The sequence below is a fragment of the Weissella muntiaci genome, assembly GCF_008107635.1.
GTDB classification, from domain to species: domain Bacteria; phylum Bacillota; class Bacilli; order Lactobacillales; family Lactobacillaceae; genus Weissella; species Weissella muntiaci.
The window spans coordinates 144,381-161,456 of the sequence record NZ_SDGZ01000013.1 but is presented as its reverse complement, the minus strand read 5'-3'; the positions used below and the strand labels follow the sequence as shown (position 1 = coordinate 161,456).

Genomic DNA, 17,076 nt, shown 5'->3' with positions numbered 1-17,076 from the left:
CCAAGTAAAAGCAGTGTAATAAAATCGGCTAATAAAATGATTGACAAATAGGTTCAGTTTTGAGATAATTAATCTCATAATGCTATTAAATAGCACGTGTCGTGATGATGGCACTGAGGATACACCTGTTCCCATACCGAACACAGAAGTTAAGCTCAGTAGCGCCGAAAGTAGTTGGAGGATCTCTTCCTGCGAGGATAGGACATCGCGATGCATTTGGACGTTTAGCTCAGCTGGGAGAGCACCTGCCTTACAAGCAGGGGGTCACAGGTTCGATCCCTGTAACGTCCATCGGGTTGTTAGCTCAGCTGGTAGAGCATCGGACTTTTAATCCGCTGGTCCAGGGTTCGAGCCCCTGACAACCCATTGGCATGTGTTTGCTTGCCATCCGGTCAAAAACATATACATGTCGCCGACTTAGCTCAGTTGGTAGAGCATCGCTCTTGTAAAGCGGGGGTCGAAGGTTCGAGTCCTTTAGTCGGCATCATGCGAACGTAGTTCAGCGGTAGAACACTACCTTGCCATGGTAGGGGTCGCGGGTTCGATTCCCGTCGTTCGCTTTGCTGGCTTGGCGGAATAGGCAGACGCACAGGACTTAAAATCCTGCGATGGAGACATCGTACCGGTTCGATCCCGGTAGCCAGCATAAGTATTGCACCTATAGCGCAATTGGATAGAGTGTCTGACTACGAATCAGAAGGTTGCAGGTTCGAGTCCTGCTAGGTGCATTGTAAAGAATATATCTTTACAGGTTAATATTGGTTTGCTCGGGACGTAGCTCAGCTTGGTAGAGCACCTGGTTTGGGACCAGGGGGTCGCAGGTTCGAATCCTGTCGTCCCGATTGACGTTTAACGTCTAATATTGGAGTATTTTTTTCGCGGTGTAGCTCAGCTGGCTAGAGCGTTCGGTTCATACCCGAGAGGTCGAGGGTTCGATTCCCCCCGCCGCGATTTGACTCAGGACCTTTAGCTCAGTTGGTTAGAGCAGACGGCTCATAACCGTCCGGTCGTTGGTTCGAGTCCAACAAGGTCCATTGGACTGATACTTCATGGAGATATACCCAAGTCTGGCTGAAGGGAACGGTCTTGAAAACCGTCAGGTCGGGAAACCGGCGCGGGGGTTCGAATCCCTCTATCTCCTTTTTATTATCGCGGGTTGGAGCAGTCTGGTAGCTCGTCGGGCCCATAACCCGAAGGTCGTAGGTTCAAATCCTACACCCGCAATTATTTGGTCGCATGGTCTAGCTGGTTAGGACGCCTGCCTGTCACGCAGGAGATCACGGGTTCGAGTCCCGTTGTGACCGTTTATGGCTCGGTAGCTCAGTCGGTAGAGCAATGCATTGAAGCTGCATGTGTCGGCGGTTCGATTCCGTCCCGCGCCATTGGTGAGAGCCATATAATTTAATAGCTATGCGGATGTAGTACAATGGCTAGTGCTCCAGCCTTCCAAGCTGGGAATGCGGGTTCGATTCCCGTCGTCCGCTTCTTTATAGGATTGTAGCTCAGCTGGTTAGAGCGCACCGCTGATAACGGTGAGGTCGGAGGTTCGAGTCCTCTCAGTCCTATAGTTGAAGAGCAATCTTTGACATGGGGACATACTCAAGAGGCTGAAGAGGCGCCCCTGCTAAGGGTGTAGGTCGGGAAACTGGCGCGAGGGTTCGAATCCCTCTGTCCCCGTATGATGAGCGAAAGCTCTTTTTTTATTAATTAAATTTATTGAAGCAGTGCATTTAATGTACTGCTTTTTTTATCGATACGAATTATGAACGGGGCTAGATTGTTAATGGGGTCGCTTGTTTGTGAAATCACAAATGCTAAACTGAATTTTGAAAAGGAGGTATAGAATTGTGATTGTAAATGGTGAATTCATAAGGAATCGACGAATCAGGTTGGGACTATCACAACGAATGGTGGCGGATGACATTTGCCACCAGTCACTTGTATCTAGATTGGAGAATACGAATCATATTACGAGTATGACAATACTACTCAGAATTTGTGACCGACTACAGATATCAATCTCTGATGTAACAAAGGGAAGTCATAGTGAACTGAGACCTTTACAGACAGCAAGGGAAGCCTTAAATTGTCAGCAATGGCATAAGGTTGGACAAATATTATCAAATCAAAAATTACAGAATTCTTTACTACCACATTCATTGGCTGAGTTTCATCTGCTGTACGCTAAAATGTATATCGGGCAAGAAAACTATATGGCGGCAATTCGTTCCTTACAATTGGCAATAAAGTCTACCGGGGCGAATAAGTTAATCTTGCTCGTAGAAATGTATGCAGAAATGGCCTATGTTTGGCTAGTAATGGGTGATCAAAATAATGCGCAGGAGATGTTGACTGAGACATTGCGTAAACGTGCTCGGCTAACGAAATATCAGATAGAGGCCGGTCGCGAAATAATTGTATTAGTGCATTATCGGATTGCACAGATCTATTATGCGTTTGAGAATTTCTTGCATGCAAATGAAGAGTTAGAAAAAGCAATCGAGCAAATTATTAGCAATGAATCATATCATTTGTTAGTAGAGATTCAAATCTTAAAGGCCCACTGTGCAAAATATCTGCATAAGACGGAGGAGAAGCAGAAGGCACTTATGTTGGCATACGCGGCAGCAGAGTTCTCTAAAGATGCTGGTTTAAAGGAAATGGTCAAACCGTACTTTACCTATTAAAAAAGACATGCGTTTATGCATGTCTGAGCGGGTTAATATCCTTTGGCTAGGTTAACGACGTTTATTGTTAAAGGTCGTCCAGTGAGATAATTAGAAATATTTTGCTCAAAAATATCGAATAAATTACTTGCTGGAGTTTGAGCGTTATGCTCTACCCAACTGGTATGTTGGGTAAGTAATAGTTGCGGATGATTCCAAAGTGGCGAGTCAGCAGGCAAGGGTTCCGGAGTTGTAACATCAAGTGCAGCATGACGGACTTGATGTTGATCAAGTGCGGATAGTAATGCCGATGCGTCTGTTGTCGTACCGCGTCCAACGTTAATGTACAGGAAGGCTTGATCAAGTTGCGCAAAGAATGCTTGATTGAAGAATGCTTCAGTTTCATTAGTTGATGGTAGGACATTAACAATTGTTTGAACTTGGTTAAGTGCATCTTGATAGTTATTGAGAGCAAAGGTTTTATCAAAGTTATTTGCTGGATGTCCGGTTGAGTTTACACCATACACAGTGCCACCTAATGCCTTTAATTGGCGGGCAATTTCTTGACCAATCTGGCCGGTGCCAAAGATAAGGGTTGGTAACTCTGCAATGCTATATTGATCAAGCATGGTTTGCCAACTTTGTTGTTTGCTATAATAATCCAGTCCACGGGCAAAGTATAAGATATATCCCAAAACAGACTGAGCGATTGGAACTGATTTAAGACCACTAGCATTGGTTAGAATGACATTTGCATCTTTTAGTTGTTTTAATGGAAAATAATCGACTCCAGCAGAAATCGACTGAATCCATTGCAACTTATGGTTGGGTGTACTGAGGATTTTTTGTCCAAGTATAGGTTCCCAACCGTACATAATTTCGATTGAGGCATAATCCTTTTCCTGGATGTCAATTGGTGATAGGATGATAAAATCACGTTCTGATAATGATTTTGTTTGCTCAGGCGTTAAGTCTGCGAGCGCGAGTATTGTGTGTGCCATAATAAAATTGTTACCTCTCTAGCGTTTACTTTCCTTATAGTTTAACTGTGACTGGTAAAAAAACAAGCACTTAGGTTGAGATAATTTTAATTTATAAATGATATGCTCAATTATTAAATTCATCATGATAGAATTAAAAGGATTAGGTTTGGAGGTAATAGGATGGCTAAACGCAAAAAAAAAGGAGCTTGGCGAAAAAGGCTTCAACAATTAAAGCCGGCGAACCTTTTTTTGCGAAGAGGCCGAGTCCTTTGGGGACGTGTATTATTAGCGTTGATTCTGATTGTTGGTATTTCAATCTACGCAACGGACTTGGAGCGCCAAGTTAAGGAGCAGGCGGCGGTGAATTTAGCAAAGAAGCCGTTTGATCAACTAACTAAAGATCAATTTATTGCGCGACTTAAACCTGAAGCTGAGAGTCTGGAAACGACTTATAAGGTACGAGCATCGATTTCGATTGCTCAAGCTGCTTTGGAATCTGATTGGGGACACTCAAAACTTTCAACTCAATACTATAACTTCTTTGGTGTCAAGGCTGCTAGTGGCCAGCCGTCAGTAACGATGGCAACGAAAGAATTTGAAAATGGAACATGGATTACGGTTGATGGATCCTTTCGACGATATAGTTCATGGCAGGAATCCTTGGAAGCTCATGCAAAATTACTTGTAAACGGTACGACGGATAATCCACAGCGTTATGCTGGCGTAATTAATGGGGCAACCTATGAAGATTCTGCCAATGCTCTATACCAAGGTGGATATGCGACTGACCCGGATTATTCGAAGAAGGTCATCCAGATAATAAAAACCTACCAATTGTATAAATACGATAAAAGCTAATGAAAGGGATTTTAACAACTATGCAAGAAACACTTTTACCAGGTCTGACAATTGGAATCTATGGACAGAATCGGGCAAGCCAAGATTTGGTTATCGCCGCTAAGAAAATGGGTTACCACACTGCGGTTTTGTCAGTGGAATCGAAGGCCCCAGCTTTAGAATATGCAGATCTGAAGTTCATTGCCCAATCGGAAAACTGGCAACAGGTTCAGAATGAGTTTTCTACACTTTCAAATATGATTACTTATGGTTCATCATGGTTACCAAGTCAGTTGATTGATAAATTGGACCTAGAGAAATTGCCACAGGGTAAGGAAATGCTGGAGCTAACTGATGATCATGCAATGTCACGAGCGCTCTTCGAAAGCCAATCAATGAACATTTTACCTTATGTAATGGTATCAACATTAAATGAAGTGGTTGAGGCTGCTAAGCAATTGGGCTTCCCGGTTGTAGTTAAGCCAATCTTTAAGCATCAACAACATGAACGGACGGTTGTACTGCAAGGTGAATGGGATTTGGGAAATGTGGCCAGTCTGATCGATGGAAGTACGTTGATCGTCCAAACTTGGTTAGACAATGTTCGCGAGTTCGCGATGACTGCGGTTCGTAATCAAAAGGGTGAATTTGTCTTTTACCCATTGCGTCAAACCGAAGTTGATGAAAATGGCCTACGACGAGCGTGGATTGTTGAAAATGTTACGCCTGAATTTAGCGATGAGGTGCGTGCAATAACACAGCGACTAGGTGATGCTGTTAATTATGTTGGTGCATACTCAGTTTCGTTTTTGTATGGTAACAATGGCTTCTTATATGTACGTGATCTAGCGGCTGGAATAACCGAAACTGCGCGTGTTTATGACTTGGCCACAAATATCGCTGTTCCAGAGCAACATTTGAGAGCGATCACTGGTCAAGCCTTGATCAATGTTGAACTGATTAAACCTACGGTGCTCATGCCCTTTGTGGATGGGCAGAAGCCAGCTTTGTACCGTCACTGGCAAATCAAACCGGAATGGCGTATTAGTACATTCTGGGAACATCAAGAAAAACAAGCTGGCTATGTTCTAGCGAGTGGCGAAAAAACAGATGATCTTTTGAATCAGTTAAAGATCGCCAATGTTTGGAATTTTAAAGAATAACGCTGAAAAGGAGTCCTTTCACCATGAGAGGACTCTTTTTTGTAAGGATTTGCCGCTCTAATTAAGAGAGTGGGTTACCTGTGACATCTGTTCAATTGTTAATTTTCTGTAAAGAGTCTGTCATAAATCTGTCGTATAATAAATTTTGGTTAACTCTTTAAAGAAAAATACAACAACTGATAGGAATCTTATTAAACATGAATAAAGATACATTTCTAGCAAAAAATACAAATAAAGGTTTAGTTGCTGCCTCTGTTATGGCCGCTGCCGCTGCAATTCCAATGCTACAGACAACGGATGCTTCAGCTGATACAACAAATTGGCAAGCAAATTCATTGACACAAGTACAACAAGAACTACAAAATGCAGGATCAACTTATAAAATTAACAATGGAGATACAGTTTCAGTAATTGCTCAAGCGAGTGGTTTGACTGTTGAACAAATTGCACAATTAAATAGCTTGAACAATGTTGATTTGATCATTGCCGGAAATGATCTATCATTGGATGAAAATGGGAATGTGACCATTGTTCCCGCTGCCACGTCGGAGGTTGCTACATCAGAGGCTGTATCAACAACAGACACAGGTGCAGCAGATTCAGCAACTGAAGCTGATATTGCCGCATCAGAGGCCGCTGCTGCGTCAGAAGCAGCTGTTGTCGCATCACAAGCCGCTGCGGCATCACAAGCCGTTGCCGCATCAGAAGCAGCAGCGGCATCAGAAGCAGCAGCTTCATTGGCCGCATCGCAAGCTGCAGCACAAAGTATTGAGGCAGCTCAGGCAACTACCACAACTGCCCAGCCCGCACAAACTGCGCAAAGCAATGATACAACAACTGCCAGCACAGCAGATACCAACACAAATGTAACGACAAACACAGATAACACTGCAAGTACTTCAACTGAAGGAAACACGTATCCTTATGGTCAATGCACTTGGTATGTGAAGAGTACGTTAGGTTGGGTTGGTAATTACTGGGGTAATGCTAACCAATGGCCAGCTTCAGCGCAAGCAGCTGGGCACAGCACTAGTTATACGCCAGCAGCTGGAACTGTTGCATACTTTGCTCCTGGTCTTGATGGTGCATCAGGATATGGACACGTTGCAGTAGTTGATTCAGTTAATGGTGATGGGACAATCAATATTTCAGAAATGAACTATGCTGGTTCTTTGTATCACAGTCGTACTGTAAGTGCATCAGGAATCTTGTTCATTTATCAATAAAAAGAAAATGAGAGGCTTAGCAGTTATTTCGAGTAGAATAGCTGGATGGCCTTTTTGTGTGTTATTGTTAATATCTAACTAGGAATTTTTAAAAATTATACAAAAGATGGCTTGAAAGCTAGTCAGGAACAACAGAACTTTGGTAAAGTTACTTGACTAAGTGAAGGGATCAAATTATATGCTTATTACTGTTTTGGTAATCATTGTTGCCATTTGGGCAATCTATACCGTTGGAACGATGTTGTACAATCGAATGACAATCAAAAACTATTCGACCTCGTTGGAGAATATTGCTTTTGATGCGAAGATGACAGGACAACAAATTATTGATTTACGCGATCCAAGTGCATTTAGGGTAAAGCACATTATGGGAGCTCGGAATATTCAAGCGGGTCTATTGAAGAGTTCTTTAGATGCAATTCGAAAAGATAAGCCGATTTTCTTATACGATGAGCGTGGACTACAATTGGCGGGTGCACTGCGTCAATTACATAAGGCTGGTTATAATGATGTTTACACACTTAAAGGTGGGTTTACAACATGGACAGGCAAGACAAAGTCAAATGCATAATTGTGAGATCAAATTGTTAAGCGCATAGCGTATAACAATTTGATTTTTTTTATAAAAAAAGCTCAGCGCAAGTTATTTGCGCTGAGCTGGTAAAGTCATATAAAATAGTAATTAGTAGCGGGCACTGTGTGAGTGAGCAGCTTTACGAGCACTATTACGATTAGTTGCTTCGAACTTAGCTTCTTCTTCTTCCAGAGGCTTGATAGCAACCTTGTGGAATGTAAAAGCTGCCGTGGCAACGGCGGCAACCGTTCCAGCAACGCCTGTCAAAATACCTAAACCGAACTTCTTCATAATGAAGTCCCTCCCTTAATTGTTATTAATATAAGTTTACCATATTTAGGGAAATTTAATATCTTTAACTTTCAGAGCTGCTGGTTAGATATGACTTATGCTGTAAAACTTACATTTGAAATCGGAGTAAATATGGATGCACAAGCAAAAGTGATTGTTATTGTTGGACCGACGGCTGTGGGGAAAACGGCGTTGTCAATTGAAATCGCGCGCCGGTTTAATGGTGAAATTGTATCAGGTGACTCGATGCAGATCTACCGTGGTCTATCAATTGGGACGGCCAAGGCCAGTACCGAGGAACAGGCCTTGGCGCCACATCATTTAATTGATGTAGCGAATCCTGAAGAACAATTCTCTGTAGCACAGTTTGTCGCAATGGCGAAAAAGGAAATTGCTGAAATTGTTGATCGAGGTCACTTACCAATCATAGTTGGTGGAACTGGCTTCTATGTTCAAGCACTGTTAGGGGATCGTCCGTTGGCTGATATCAAATTTGAACTGCCTGAACAAGAAGTGCTTACATGGACAAATCGGGCAAGAAAAGAGGGCGAACAAGTTGTCAGGGATGCGCTAGCGCAACTTGATTCGATAAGTGCTGAAAGAATTTTACCTGGGCAAACGCGACGCTTGGTACGAGCATTGCTGGTTTCAAAGCATAGTGGCAAGCCTTTTTCGGCAATGCGGCCAGAGCAACAGCGAAATTACGATGCGTTTGTGATTGGTTTAAACACCGATCGCACCCTTTTGCATGAACGGATCAATGAACGTGTTAATTTAATGATGGAAACTGGCTTGTTGGATGAAGCGCGTTTGGTAAAAGAATTACCGGATCGGTCCACTGCGAAAATGGCGATTGGGTATAAAGAACTATTTCCATATTTGGATGGAGCAATTACCCTAAACGAAGCTAGTGAGAATTTAAAGACGGCTTCGCGTAGATATGCCAAACGCCAGTTAACTTGGTTTAACAATCAATTCGATGATATTCATTGGTACAACTTGGTTGAACATAAAGGTGATCTGCAACGAATCATTGACGATTTAAAAGAATTCGTGTCATAAAACCTAACATTGACGCAATGTTTATTGATAATTTGAGCTATTATATCTACAAGGAGGTCAGAACGTATGGTTGAACGGGAATTACGGCATGAAATGGCAGTATTACCAATTGGCGTTGTGCGAGAACTGACCGGCTTGTCAGATCGACAAATCCGTTATTACGATCAGCAGGAGCTTATTACGCCACAGCGCGGTAATGGAAAACAGCGACGATACTCGTTAAAGGATGTTGATCGGCTATTTGAGATTGCCGACTATCTCGATTTAGGATATTCGATCGCTGATATTCATGAAATGGATGCAAAGAAGCTGGCCGCATCTCATCGTGAAGATGAAGCGGCTATGAGGCGTGTGTTTGCTGACGAGTTGTTACGGATTGGTCGATTTAGTAAGGGAAATTCGTTTAGACAGTGATGGCGAGGATTAAACAGAGGAGTTTATGATGGTATACAAGGCATACAGTAAAGATGATATTCGTGAATTGATTAAACAAGAGAATGTTGAATTTCTAAGACTACAATTCTCAGATGTATTTGGGACGATTAAAAATGTTGAAGTTCCTGTATCACAACTGGAGAAGGTGCTAGCTAATAATTTGATGTTTGATGGTTCTTCAATTGAAGGTTTTGTGCGAATTGAAGAGTCTGATATGTATTTATATCCTGATCTAACGACCTTTATGATTTTTCCATGGGCTACCGATGAGCGTGGCGGAAAAGTGGCGCGATTGATTGCTGATATCTATACAGCAGATCGTCAACCTTTCGCAGGCGACCCCCGCGGAAATCTAAAACGGGTTCTAAAGGATATGAATGATGGCGGATTTAAAGCCTTTAATATCGGAACGGAACCAGAATTCTTTTTATTCAAGCTAGATGAAAAGGGTAATCCGACAACACAACTAAATGACAAAGGAAGTTATTTTGATTTGGCACCTTTGGATATGGGTGAGAATACTCGGCGCGAAATCGTGCTGGAAATGGAACGGATGGGCTTTGAAGTTGAGGCTGCACATCACGAGGTTGCACCGGGACAACATGAAGTTGATTTTAAATATGCAAATGCTTTGGATGCGGCCGATAATATTCAGACGTTTAAACTAATCGTTAAAACAATTGCGCGTAAGCATGGTTTATATGCGACCTTTTTACCAAAGCCAATTTCTGGAATTAACGGAAATGGAATGCATATGAATATGTCATTGTTCAATGAGGCTGGAAATGTTTTCTTTGATGAACAGGATGAGATGCAGTTATCACAATCAGCATATCACTTCCTAGGCGGACTGTTGAAGCATGGGGCAAACTTCACGGCGGTTACTAATCCTACGATTAATTCCTATAAGCGACTAACACCAGGTTTTGAGGCGCCAGTCTATGTAGCTTGGTCGGGATCTAACCGTTCGCCAATGATTCGCGTTCCTGCTGCACGTGGTAACTCGACGCGATTAGAGCTTCGTTCAGTTGATCCAACAACTAACCCTTATCTTGCATTTGCGAGTGTCTTGGCTGCTGGTTTGGATGGAATTAAGCGTGAGTTGGAACCAAACCATGCGGTTGATCAGAATATTTATCTGATGGACGAAGCAGAACGCAAGCGTGCTGGAATTACGGATTTGCCAGATACGCTATTAGATGCGATTGAGGCACTGGAAGGTGATGTAATCATTAAAGATGCGTTGGGTGATACGTTACTAAGGACGTTTGTTGATGCAAAGCGTTTGGAATATCAAGCGTACCGACGCGAGGTATCACAATGGGAATTGGATACTTATCTTGAGCAATATTAATGTTAATTAGGAGCGTTCAATGCTGAAAAGGCATTGACGCTTTTTTTGTAAGGAGCTCAATAAATATTAAATAAAAATAAGGTTCTGACCTCGAAAGGGCGATTTTATTTTATATTCTAATATATAGATATAAAATAGGGGTAGATAACTATAAGGGGAAAGATCATGGACAAAACACCATATTTGACAACTGAATTGCCTGATGGTGAAAAGGTATTAGGCAGCAAGATTCAAAGTAAGATTACTTATTTGACCCAGATTCAAACGGCGATTGATGCTGGCGATGATCGGCTAGTGTATGAGTTGCTTGATAGCAAGCGTTACAACGAGACTATTCGATCGGTACGACAGGCTGATTCAAATCGTGAGTTGGCTCATCTGATTGATGACCTTCAAGACGAAGTTAGTCATCATTTAGGCAAGAACTTGGTCAAATATTTGGCGCAACGCTTTCCATTCTTTTTCTACGAAGAAATCAAGGTGGGAGTTTTCCAGCTATATTTTGGAAACTGGTGGGATCGACGCCATTTTGGTGTCTTGGATCCACTGACAGTCAGTTTTATTTTTGATGATCAAGAATTTGAAATGTTGGCACAAGCGGTAGCGCTTAGTGAGAACAATGAGCGTTACCATACAAGAATTATTGAAGAAACTACCCAAGCAAATGCTGCATTACAACAAGTGGTCAGTGAGCAAGCCGAACGTGATGCTAAGCGAATGCAACTGATGAGTCAGATTAGTTCAATTGATGAACAACGTGCGGGATTGTTTGGTGGTCGAACCAACACGGATGAACGTCGTCAAATTGAGTTACAATTGCAGCAGTTAGATGCGGCAGATGCCAAAGCCCTAACTGCTCCAGAATTGATTGAGAAGAACAACGCTCAGATTCTAAATTATTCAAAGGCTGATACGATTCTAATTTATGAGCAAAAAGCGATTAATGATGAGTTTGGTGATTTTGAGAAATTTAAGGATGCGCTACGAAACCTATATGCGGATTACTTGAACTCTTTGATAGATGGTTCGGATGCAGCAGATGCCGAGCTGATTGCGGAGGTGTAATATGTCTAAGTTATTAGAGGAACGGGTTGTTGCTTACACCGATTTGCTAACAGAGGACATTAACCGGACCGTGTTAATGACGAATAACTTACGTGAATTGGCACAAACTAAAGATGCACAACGAATTCATCAATTACTCAGCGACTTAAGCGGCGGCCCTTTGCAAAACGAATGGGTTAAAGTCCCACGTCAGTATTCCGTGGCGGACATCTATATGTTGGCTTTGGATCGTTTGATGACCTTTGCAGGTTTGAATTCTTATGAAATCTTTACTCCCGAGGATCGAGAAGAAATTACTTTGATCCCTAACGAAATTAATCTACCAGCAGCATTTCAGTTTGTGGTTGATGAACAGGATCCAGCTGGAGCGTATCTTGTTGAGGTGAATACTGGTCTGCGGATTCTCTATTGGTCGCCAGTCAATAAGCGTTTGTTGTTCAATGCTGATGATTTAACAGATTTATTAGTTGCTCGTTATCGGAAACAGACTACAGCGGCGCGTATTCGTGTATTTACAGAATTGATCACACAATTTGCGTATTATCTTGAGCGCGAATTTGCTTACGATGTTGATTATAATATTTTGGAAACCCAAGATGAATTCTTATATCAGTTGGTTCAGCTTGATATGCCAGCGGGTATGCTTGATCGATTGTTTATTCTTTCAGCTGAAAGTGACTTCTTCCTGCAAGGTATTAAGAACGGTGCAGGGATGGTTCTTAATAACGGCATTGAGATCCGAATATTCTATGTGCCTGATCCAACTGTGGCTGGCGGACAAAGATGGCAGTTCCAAGTCATTGATGGCTTAGATGCTGTGTCATGGCTGGACGTTCTACTGGATTATGATTTCATTGGCGCTTGGTATTTGATTGAGCGACAGTACATTGCAATTAAGAGTGATGGTGTAATTTTTGGGAATCAAGCCGCAGAATTAACGGCTGATCCATTAGTCGAAAAGCGACCAATGATCGAAATTGAAGTGTTGCAACCAAGAAAGGTCTAACGAAATTCAAATGAGCTTAGATTTTGTTGAATATTTGCGAATGGCGCGGGGAACGTTTCGCTCAGCTAATGCAGAGTGGGAAGAGCCCATTAGTCCTAAGGATCTATTGTTAAACGATTATTTAAATCTGGATGTAGCACTAAGTGAGTTATTATTAGCCAGTAAAACATTGAACATAAATAGTAATAATTCAGCTTTAGCACGAGGGACTGCTTCAACAATTAATGAACTGTATGCAACGGCCCTAAGTTCTTTTTTAATGATTAGCCATAAGCAGCAGTGGACACATTTGATGGTGCTAGAGGAGGCAGATTTAGCTAAATTCGCACGTTTTCCGCAACAGCGTTTAGCACACCAATTTGTTGGTATTAAGACAATGTTGTGGAACAGCTACCATCAGCGAACACAGAATGACTTTTCACACGCATGGCGTTCATTTTTAAAATTGGGTTTGAATGAGCTAAAGCTCTCACAAGCGAACTTGGATCAAGCAGTGCGTGAAGTGCTGGCCGATTAGGGATTGACTTAATTAGTGTTTGCCAAATCGATGATAAAACAGTAAAATAGTATGTGGTTTAAATATCCATACTTGTACCTGTAGCACAACTGGATAGTGCACTCGGTTTCTACCCGAGCGGTTGTGGGTTCGAGTCCCACCAGGTACATAAATTGATTCTCGTAAGTCCTTTGTTATAAGGGGTTGCGGGAATTTTTTTGTTAATTGTAGGCATAATGTAGGCACAACTACATTTGACTAAGCAACGAGATCGACCGCTTGATTTCATCTTCTCTCTTTTCTTTAAGGAGATGTGTGTAGGTGCTTAGAGTTATCTCAATGTTGGCGTGTCCCAATCGCTCTGACACGTATTGAATATCGACACCTTTTGAGATGAGCCAACTAGCATGAGTGTGTCGCAATCCGTGAAAGGTGATAACCTTCTCTGCATTTATCGCACTTAGGTCTCTCCTGAGTTGTTTATTAACAGCATTACTAGTTGGTGGAAATTCACTGTTACCACCAAATACGAACTGTGAGCGGGGGTATATTACATGTAAATCTTCTAATTGTCGGATAAAGGGCTCTGTCACTTCGATATCTCGTATTGAGTTTTTGGTTTTAGTACCTTTGAAAACTTTTGTCACTTGATCCCAACTTTTAGTGATTGAAATGATATTGCTTTCGTTATCAATGCTGTCCCATGTAATACCGGCTAATTCAGCATACCGTGCACCTGTTTGAAGGGCAGCCAATATCATCATGTCTGACATTGAACGCTCTGAGATCGGCTTAGAATTGACTGAGGCAATCAAATTTCCCATATCGGTTTGTTCTAAAAATTTTAAATCATCATCTTTGACAGGCTTTCCGGAAAACTTTGCACCGTATGTAAAGTCCTTTTGAATATAACCGTCTGCAACAGCGTCACGGACCATTTGCCTAACTCTTGTATTAAATTTCTTGACGGTCGAAACGCTATGGGTCAAGGCATATTTATTTAAAAATCGTTGCCAATGTACTCGTGTTATTGTTTCTAATTTTGTATTTGGAAAGTTTTCTCGGAGCGTTTTTAGTATATATACATACCAGCGCTGCGCATCACGACCAACTGTATTTTTTTTGAATGTTGTGTACCATTCACTGAAAAAATCTGGAAAAGTTTGCCCGCTGTCGAGAATAAGATCATTGTTTTGTTTTTCAACCTCTGTTTCGTTTGCCCATCTCTGAGCTGAAACTTTTGTACTAAAACCGGACTTTGTTTTATGTTTACGTTTACCATTCATTAAAAGTGAAACGTCGGCTGTCCAAGTTTTACCTCGTTTATATATGTAGGCCATAGCTTAAACCTAACCTTCCTATTAAAAAATTGAGTAGTTTAAAGACATACTCAGGTCTGATATACTAATAAACAGAATCGAGTTTGTCTTTAGATGTGCGAGGTTCAAAGCTCTAACCACATCCTTATGCTTCCAGGCGAGGGGATGTGGTTTTTTATTTTGAACGTAATAAGTACCAAACGATTAATACCAATAACCAGAAGCCACCGGTTAATGCTATCAGTAACAAATTGAATAACACCCAGAATACTCTCACAATTACACTCCGAAGCTTTTAACGTGGATCATTATTGCACGTAGTAAAAAACACTATTTCTTTTTATAAATGTAATTTACGCTTTTATATTGGTTCAGCTGAATGTCAAGTCTAAGCTGGAAAATCCTTAACAAAGAAAAGAAAATCCCCAAAATTAGAAAAAGCCCCATTAGGGTAATAGTAGTTAAATTAGGACTTAGGTTATCCGAAAAACTAGAACTAAAGAAGGAGATTATGCCGAAAATATCAGCTATGGCAAATGAAATCCAACTGCAATTAATAGTCCAAATAAACATAGGCAACTCCTATTGTTACGCTAATAACTAGTTGTTTTAATTGTTGTTAAAAACTTGTCTTGTATAAATAAGAAAGGCTCGTAATATTAATCATTTTAGATTTTAAACTACGACATTCATAAAGTTATACATTTCACTTTGAAGTGTTAAATTAAACTCCCACGGTGGGGAGTGATTAATTCTGTTATTTCTCTATTCGCAATCTCGTAAAATTCCATAGAAAGTTGTGACCATTTTAAAAATATAGTTACGTCAATGGGGACGGGGTAGTTACCTTCAAAACCTGTTAACCATTCCTTTGCTTTGTTATGTACCATATAACGATTAGCAAGGGCTTCATTGGAAAGATGTTGTTGAGGCGCACTTAGATTGGTAAGGGGAATGCCATCTATTTCATGTCCTAATTCATGGAGTAGAACTTTAAGCGTGGCTTCTTCATTCAAATTATCTTTTATAAATATAGTTCCATTTGGGTAGCGAACATCGGCAATAATGTCAGGGTTGTACTTACCTTTTGAATTAAACGGCGCATAACTTGGAACCCAAAGAAGAAGGACACCATAACTCTCAGCAATAATTTCAAATCTCATAGTTAATTACCTCATTCTGGCTTGTTTCGTACGTACGCCTTGATGAGGTCTTTCATCGTTTTTCTATCCTGATCGTTCAATTCTTTACCATCGTATGATTCGGTGCTATCCAGTAATCTGTCTAATTCAGCGTCAGTTGTTTTTTTAGTTACAGTGACGATGTTTTTTTCTTTTTCATCAGTATCTCCTAATAGGTAATCCACGGAAACGTTGAGTGTATCTGCGACCTTTTTAAGATTATCAACTTTAGGGGTGGATTTTTGCCAGTCGTAAATAGCATTCTCATTTAACCCTGATGACAAGGCCAATTGCTTTAATGATATCTTCTTTTCTTTGGCCACATTTTTCGTTCGTTCATAAAGAGTAGTCATAAAATTTCCATTTCCACGACTTTTAGCAAGAAGTTTCTTATTTTGTATTGATTAGTAGGAAGTTTCATGTTAATATAGTCGTATAGCAAAGTTATTTGATAAATTTGTTGCTAAAAAGGATGTACGAAAGCGATTGTTAAGCTGCGCCACAGCTTGCAAATCAAGTACATGCTTGTTAGTTCCTTTAATACTGTCATTATATTAGGAAGTTTCCTGACTGTCAAATAAATTTGGTAAAAAAGTAGGAAGGATGGTGTAAATATGACAGACAAAGCAATCTTAGAATTTAAAACCGCTGACTTGAGTCGCAAAATTTCAGCGATGCGTGAGTTGCGAAACATGTCTAATTCAGAGTTAGCAGATTTTGTTTCAGAAAAGACTAATACAAATACTTCTAGTGCTGATATTAGCAACTTATTAGCGGGAAGAACTAAAGGTCCGGCTGCTGAAAAGAAAATCAGAGTCATGCGTGAACTATTTAATGTATAAGGAGGACTAGAAAATGGCTGAGGCTTCAATAACATTGCCAGACAGTCTATTAAGTGCTTTAGGCAATGAAGTCGTTAATCAACTTATAGAAGTAGTCGAAGCAAAACTTGAACATTATGACGAATTTGTACAAATTTACGCTTCGACAGCTGGAAAGCGTTCTTTGGTTGAAAATTACCTGGGTGGCATGAGCGGTGCGGACTTTGAATATTATTGGGGTGAACGAGTACGAGCTGAACCTGGTCTAACAATTCCTAAAGGACAAAGGGGTGGGCAACTGTTATACCACGGTAGGAAGGTTCAAAAATTTATTGCTGATCATGCTGCTGAAATTTGATATAGGAGGACAAAGAAATGCCACTTTCATTACAAGGGTTTATCGGTACAGCGATCATCATAGGTGGATTTTTTGCTTGGATGGTGTTGGTAGCGATTACTGATGATTTCATTGATCGTTTCAAACAATTTCGTAAAACACAAAAAAACGCACTAGCGGCTGCAACCACTAATGCGCAACGTAAATAACACAGAACCGAAATCTACTCTTCAATTTTAGCATGAAGAGTGGATTTGCAC

At 41.0% G+C, this 17,076-nt stretch carries 19 protein-coding genes, 17 tRNA genes and 1 rRNA gene; 32 read left to right on the top strand and 5 right to left on the bottom strand.

The window, feature by feature from the left end; genetic code table 11:
• Positions 1-97 precede the first annotated feature (97 nt).
• The 18 genes from rrf (at position 98) to ESZ50_RS05035 (ending at position 2,687) form a co-directional block, all read left to right on the top strand.
• A 5S ribosomal RNA gene (gene rrf / locus ESZ50_RS05120) occupies positions 98-214 on the top strand.
• 4 nt (positions 215-218) lie between these two features.
• Positions 219-291: transfer RNA gene (locus tag ESZ50_RS05115), tRNA-Val, on the top strand.
• A gap of 2 nt (positions 292-293) precedes the next feature.
• Positions 294-366, top strand: a tRNA-Lys gene (locus ESZ50_RS05110).
• A 45-nt stretch (positions 367-411) separates the two neighbouring features.
• A tRNA-Thr gene (locus tag ESZ50_RS05105) sits at positions 412-484 on the top strand.
• A gap of 4 nt (positions 485-488) precedes the next feature.
• A tRNA-Gly gene (locus tag ESZ50_RS05100) sits at positions 489-560 on the top strand.
• 2 nt (positions 561-562) lie between these two features.
• Positions 563-646 (top strand) — tRNA-Leu (locus ESZ50_RS05095).
• 8 nt (positions 647-654) lie between these two features.
• Positions 655-728: transfer RNA gene (locus ESZ50_RS05090), tRNA-Arg, on the top strand.
• Between the two features lie 40 nt (positions 729-768).
• A tRNA-Pro gene (locus ESZ50_RS05085) sits at positions 769-842 on the top strand.
• A 35-nt stretch (positions 843-877) separates the two neighbouring features.
• Positions 878-951: transfer RNA gene (locus tag ESZ50_RS05080), tRNA-Met, on the top strand.
• 9 nt (positions 952-960) lie between these two features.
• Positions 961-1,034, top strand: a tRNA-Ile gene (locus ESZ50_RS05075).
• A gap of 17 nt (positions 1,035-1,051) precedes the next feature.
• A tRNA-Ser gene (locus tag ESZ50_RS05070) sits at positions 1,052-1,141 on the top strand.
• Between the two features lie 9 nt (positions 1,142-1,150).
• Positions 1,151-1,224: transfer RNA gene (locus ESZ50_RS05065), tRNA-Met, on the top strand.
• Between the two features lie 6 nt (positions 1,225-1,230).
• A tRNA-Asp gene (locus tag ESZ50_RS05060) sits at positions 1,231-1,304 on the top strand.
• Between the two features lie 5 nt (positions 1,305-1,309).
• Positions 1,310-1,382 (top strand) — tRNA-Phe (locus tag ESZ50_RS05055).
• 30 nt (positions 1,383-1,412) lie between these two features.
• Positions 1,413-1,484 (top strand) — tRNA-Gly (locus ESZ50_RS05050).
• A gap of 7 nt (positions 1,485-1,491) precedes the next feature.
• Positions 1,492-1,565: transfer RNA gene (locus tag ESZ50_RS05045), tRNA-Ile, on the top strand.
• Between the two features lie 24 nt (positions 1,566-1,589).
• A tRNA-Ser gene (locus tag ESZ50_RS05040) sits at positions 1,590-1,677 on the top strand.
• A 170-nt stretch (positions 1,678-1,847) separates the two neighbouring features.
• Positions 1,848-2,687: a helix-turn-helix domain-containing protein gene (locus ESZ50_RS05035; RefSeq protein WP_148622513.1), complete on the top strand. Its 840-nt coding sequence runs from the start codon at positions 1,848-1,850 to the stop codon at positions 2,685-2,687.
• 32 nt (positions 2,688-2,719) lie between these two features.
• Here ESZ50_RS05035 and ESZ50_RS05030 read toward each other — a convergent pair whose 3' ends face one another.
• Positions 2,720-3,667 carry an NAD(P)-dependent oxidoreductase gene (locus ESZ50_RS05030; protein WP_148622512.1) on the bottom strand — a complete coding sequence of 316 codons (948 nt, stop codon included), beginning with the start codon at positions 3,665-3,667 and terminating at the stop codon, positions 2,720-2,722.
• A 162-nt stretch (positions 3,668-3,829) separates the two neighbouring features.
• On the opposite strand from ESZ50_RS05030, the gene ESZ50_RS05025 reads away from it, so the two are divergent.
• The 4 genes from ESZ50_RS05025 to ESZ50_RS05010 all read left to right on the top strand — a co-directional run bounded on the left by ESZ50_RS05025 (position 3,830) and on the right by ESZ50_RS05010 (position 7,446).
• Entirely contained in the window at positions 3,830-4,507 is a 678-nt protein-coding gene (locus ESZ50_RS05025; RefSeq protein ID WP_148622511.1) for a glycoside hydrolase family 73 protein, read from the top strand.
• 20 nt (positions 4,508-4,527) lie between these two features.
• On the top strand, positions 4,528-5,649 hold the full coding sequence (locus ESZ50_RS05020; protein WP_148622510.1) for an ATP-grasp domain-containing protein: 1,122 nt from the start codon (positions 4,528-4,530) through the stop codon (positions 5,647-5,649).
• A 197-nt stretch (positions 5,650-5,846) separates the two neighbouring features.
• On the top strand, positions 5,847-6,875 hold the full coding sequence (locus tag ESZ50_RS11915) for a COG3942 and LysM peptidoglycan-binding domain-containing protein (RefSeq protein WP_148622509.1): 1,029 nt from the start codon (positions 5,847-5,849) through the stop codon (positions 6,873-6,875).
• A gap of 178 nt (positions 6,876-7,053) precedes the next feature.
• The gene (locus ESZ50_RS05010) at positions 7,054-7,446 is read left to right on the top strand and encodes a rhodanese-like domain-containing protein (protein ID WP_148622508.1); all 393 of its coding nucleotides are present in this window, start codon (positions 7,054-7,056) and stop codon (positions 7,444-7,446) included.
• A gap of 111 nt (positions 7,447-7,557) precedes the next feature.
• On the opposite strand, the gene ESZ50_RS05005 is transcribed toward ESZ50_RS05010, so the two are convergent.
• Positions 7,558-7,740 (bottom strand): DUF3042 family protein, encoded by a 183-nt coding sequence (locus ESZ50_RS05005; RefSeq protein WP_148622507.1) that lies wholly within the window; start codon positions 7,738-7,740, stop codon positions 7,558-7,560.
• Between the two features lie 90 nt (positions 7,741-7,830).
• Between ESZ50_RS05005 and miaA the strand changes: the two genes are divergently transcribed.
• The 7 genes from miaA to ESZ50_RS04970 all read left to right on the top strand — a co-directional run bounded on the left by miaA (position 7,831) and on the right by ESZ50_RS04970 (position 13,327).
• On the top strand, positions 7,831-8,802 hold the full coding sequence (gene miaA / locus ESZ50_RS05000; protein ID WP_246111513.1) for a tRNA (adenosine(37)-N6)-dimethylallyltransferase MiaA: 972 nt from the start codon (positions 7,831-7,833) through the stop codon (positions 8,800-8,802).
• A gap of 66 nt (positions 8,803-8,868) precedes the next feature.
• Positions 8,869-9,216: a MerR family transcriptional regulator gene (locus tag ESZ50_RS04995; RefSeq protein WP_148622506.1), complete on the top strand. Its 348-nt coding sequence runs from the start codon at positions 8,869-8,871 to the stop codon at positions 9,214-9,216.
• 28 nt (positions 9,217-9,244) lie between these two features.
• A complete protein-coding gene (gene glnA / locus ESZ50_RS04990) occupies positions 9,245-10,591 on the top strand; it encodes a type I glutamate--ammonia ligase (RefSeq protein ID WP_148622521.1) in 1,347 nt (448 codons plus the stop codon).
• Positions 10,592-10,756: 165 nt separating this feature from the next.
• On the top strand, positions 10,757-11,656 hold the full coding sequence (locus ESZ50_RS04985) for a hypothetical protein (protein WP_148622505.1): 900 nt from the start codon (positions 10,757-10,759) through the stop codon (positions 11,654-11,656).
• A gap of 1 nt (position 11,657) precedes the next feature.
• Entirely contained in the window at positions 11,658-12,662 is a 1,005-nt protein-coding gene (locus ESZ50_RS04980) for a hypothetical protein (RefSeq protein ID WP_148622504.1), read from the top strand.
• 10 nt (positions 12,663-12,672) lie between these two features.
• The gene (locus tag ESZ50_RS04975) at positions 12,673-13,179 is read left to right on the top strand and encodes a dUTPase (RefSeq protein ID WP_148622503.1); all 507 of its coding nucleotides are present in this window, start codon (positions 12,673-12,675) and stop codon (positions 13,177-13,179) included.
• A 74-nt stretch (positions 13,180-13,253) separates the two neighbouring features.
• A tRNA-Arg gene (locus tag ESZ50_RS04970) sits at positions 13,254-13,327 on the top strand.
• A 79-nt stretch (positions 13,328-13,406) separates the two neighbouring features.
• Here ESZ50_RS04970 and ESZ50_RS04965 read toward each other — a convergent pair.
• From ESZ50_RS04965 to ESZ50_RS04955, 3 genes are all read right to left on the bottom strand, one after another.
• Positions 13,407-14,498, bottom strand: a complete 1,092-nt coding sequence (locus ESZ50_RS04965) for a site-specific integrase (RefSeq protein WP_148622502.1) — start codon at positions 14,496-14,498, stop codon at positions 13,407-13,409.
• 698 nt (positions 14,499-15,196) lie between these two features.
• Positions 15,197-15,640, bottom strand: coding sequence for a hypothetical protein (locus tag ESZ50_RS04960; protein ID WP_148622501.1), 444 nt, complete (start codon positions 15,638-15,640; stop codon positions 15,197-15,199).
• Between the two features lie 11 nt (positions 15,641-15,651).
• Positions 15,652-15,981, bottom strand: coding sequence for a helix-turn-helix domain-containing protein (locus ESZ50_RS04955; RefSeq protein ID WP_246111512.1), 330 nt, complete (start codon positions 15,979-15,981; stop codon positions 15,652-15,654).
• A 291-nt stretch (positions 15,982-16,272) separates the two neighbouring features.
• Between ESZ50_RS04955 and ESZ50_RS04950 the strand changes: the two genes are divergently transcribed.
• The 3 genes from ESZ50_RS04950 to ESZ50_RS11670 are packed head-to-tail and all read left to right on the top strand — an operon-like array spanning position 16,273 to position 17,025.
• Complete coding sequence (locus ESZ50_RS04950) at positions 16,273-16,500, top strand: hypothetical protein (RefSeq protein ID WP_148622499.1); 228 nt, start codon at positions 16,273-16,275, stop codon at positions 16,498-16,500.
• Positions 16,501-16,513: 13 nt separating this feature from the next.
• Positions 16,514-16,837 carry a hypothetical protein gene (locus ESZ50_RS04945; protein WP_148622498.1) on the top strand — a complete coding sequence of 108 codons (324 nt, stop codon included), beginning with the start codon at positions 16,514-16,516 and terminating at the stop codon, positions 16,835-16,837.
• Positions 16,838-16,854: 17 nt separating this feature from the next.
• The gene (locus ESZ50_RS11670; protein WP_187387555.1) at positions 16,855-17,025 is read left to right on the top strand and encodes a hypothetical protein; all 171 of its coding nucleotides are present in this window, start codon (positions 16,855-16,857) and stop codon (positions 17,023-17,025) included.
• Positions 17,026-17,076 lie beyond the last annotated feature (51 nt).

What these genes read in the sequence shown, in the direction of transcription:
- ESZ50_RS04975 (WP_148622503.1), top strand. Translation starts at nt 12,673, where the DNA reads ATGAGCTTAGATTTTGTTGAATATTTGCGAATGGCGCGGGGAACGTTT.
- ESZ50_RS04965 (WP_148622502.1), bottom strand. Translation starts at nt 14,498, where the DNA reads ATGGCCTACATATATAAACGAGGTAAAACTTGGACAGCCGACGTTTCA.
- ESZ50_RS04945 (WP_148622498.1), top strand. Translation starts at nt 16,514, where the DNA reads ATGGCTGAGGCTTCAATAACATTGCCAGACAGTCTATTAAGTGCTTTA.
- ESZ50_RS04980 (WP_148622504.1), top strand. Translation starts at nt 11,658, where the DNA reads ATGTCTAAGTTATTAGAGGAACGGGTTGTTGCTTACACCGATTTGCTA.
- ESZ50_RS05030 (WP_148622512.1), bottom strand. Translation starts at nt 3,667, where the DNA reads ATGGCACACACAATACTCGCGCTCGCAGACTTAACGCCTGAGCAAACA.
- ESZ50_RS04995 (WP_148622506.1), top strand. Translation starts at nt 8,869, where the DNA reads ATGGTTGAACGGGAATTACGGCATGAAATGGCAGTATTACCAATTGGC.
- ESZ50_RS11915 (WP_148622509.1), top strand. Translation starts at nt 5,847, where the DNA reads ATGAATAAAGATACATTTCTAGCAAAAAATACAAATAAAGGTTTAGTT.
- ESZ50_RS11670 (WP_187387555.1), top strand. Translation starts at nt 16,855, where the DNA reads ATGCCACTTTCATTACAAGGGTTTATCGGTACAGCGATCATCATAGGT.
- ESZ50_RS05025 (WP_148622511.1), top strand. Translation starts at nt 3,830, where the DNA reads ATGGCTAAACGCAAAAAAAAAGGAGCTTGGCGAAAAAGGCTTCAACAA.
- ESZ50_RS04985 (WP_148622505.1), top strand. Translation starts at nt 10,757, where the DNA reads ATGGACAAAACACCATATTTGACAACTGAATTGCCTGATGGTGAAAAG.
- ESZ50_RS05010 (WP_148622508.1), top strand. Translation starts at nt 7,054, where the DNA reads ATGCTTATTACTGTTTTGGTAATCATTGTTGCCATTTGGGCAATCTAT.
- ESZ50_RS04960 (WP_148622501.1), bottom strand. Translation starts at nt 15,640, where the DNA reads ATGAGATTTGAAATTATTGCTGAGAGTTATGGTGTCCTTCTTCTTTGG.
- glnA (WP_148622521.1), top strand. Translation starts at nt 9,245, where the DNA reads ATGGTATACAAGGCATACAGTAAAGATGATATTCGTGAATTGATTAAA.
- miaA (WP_246111513.1), top strand. Translation starts at nt 7,831, where the DNA reads ATGACTTATGCTGTAAAACTTACATTTGAAATCGGAGTAAATATGGAT.
- ESZ50_RS04950 (WP_148622499.1), top strand. Translation starts at nt 16,273, where the DNA reads ATGACAGACAAAGCAATCTTAGAATTTAAAACCGCTGACTTGAGTCGC.
- ESZ50_RS05020 (WP_148622510.1), top strand. Translation starts at nt 4,528, where the DNA reads ATGCAAGAAACACTTTTACCAGGTCTGACAATTGGAATCTATGGACAG.
- ESZ50_RS05005 (WP_148622507.1), bottom strand. Translation starts at nt 7,740, where the DNA reads ATGAAGAAGTTCGGTTTAGGTATTTTGACAGGCGTTGCTGGAACGGTT.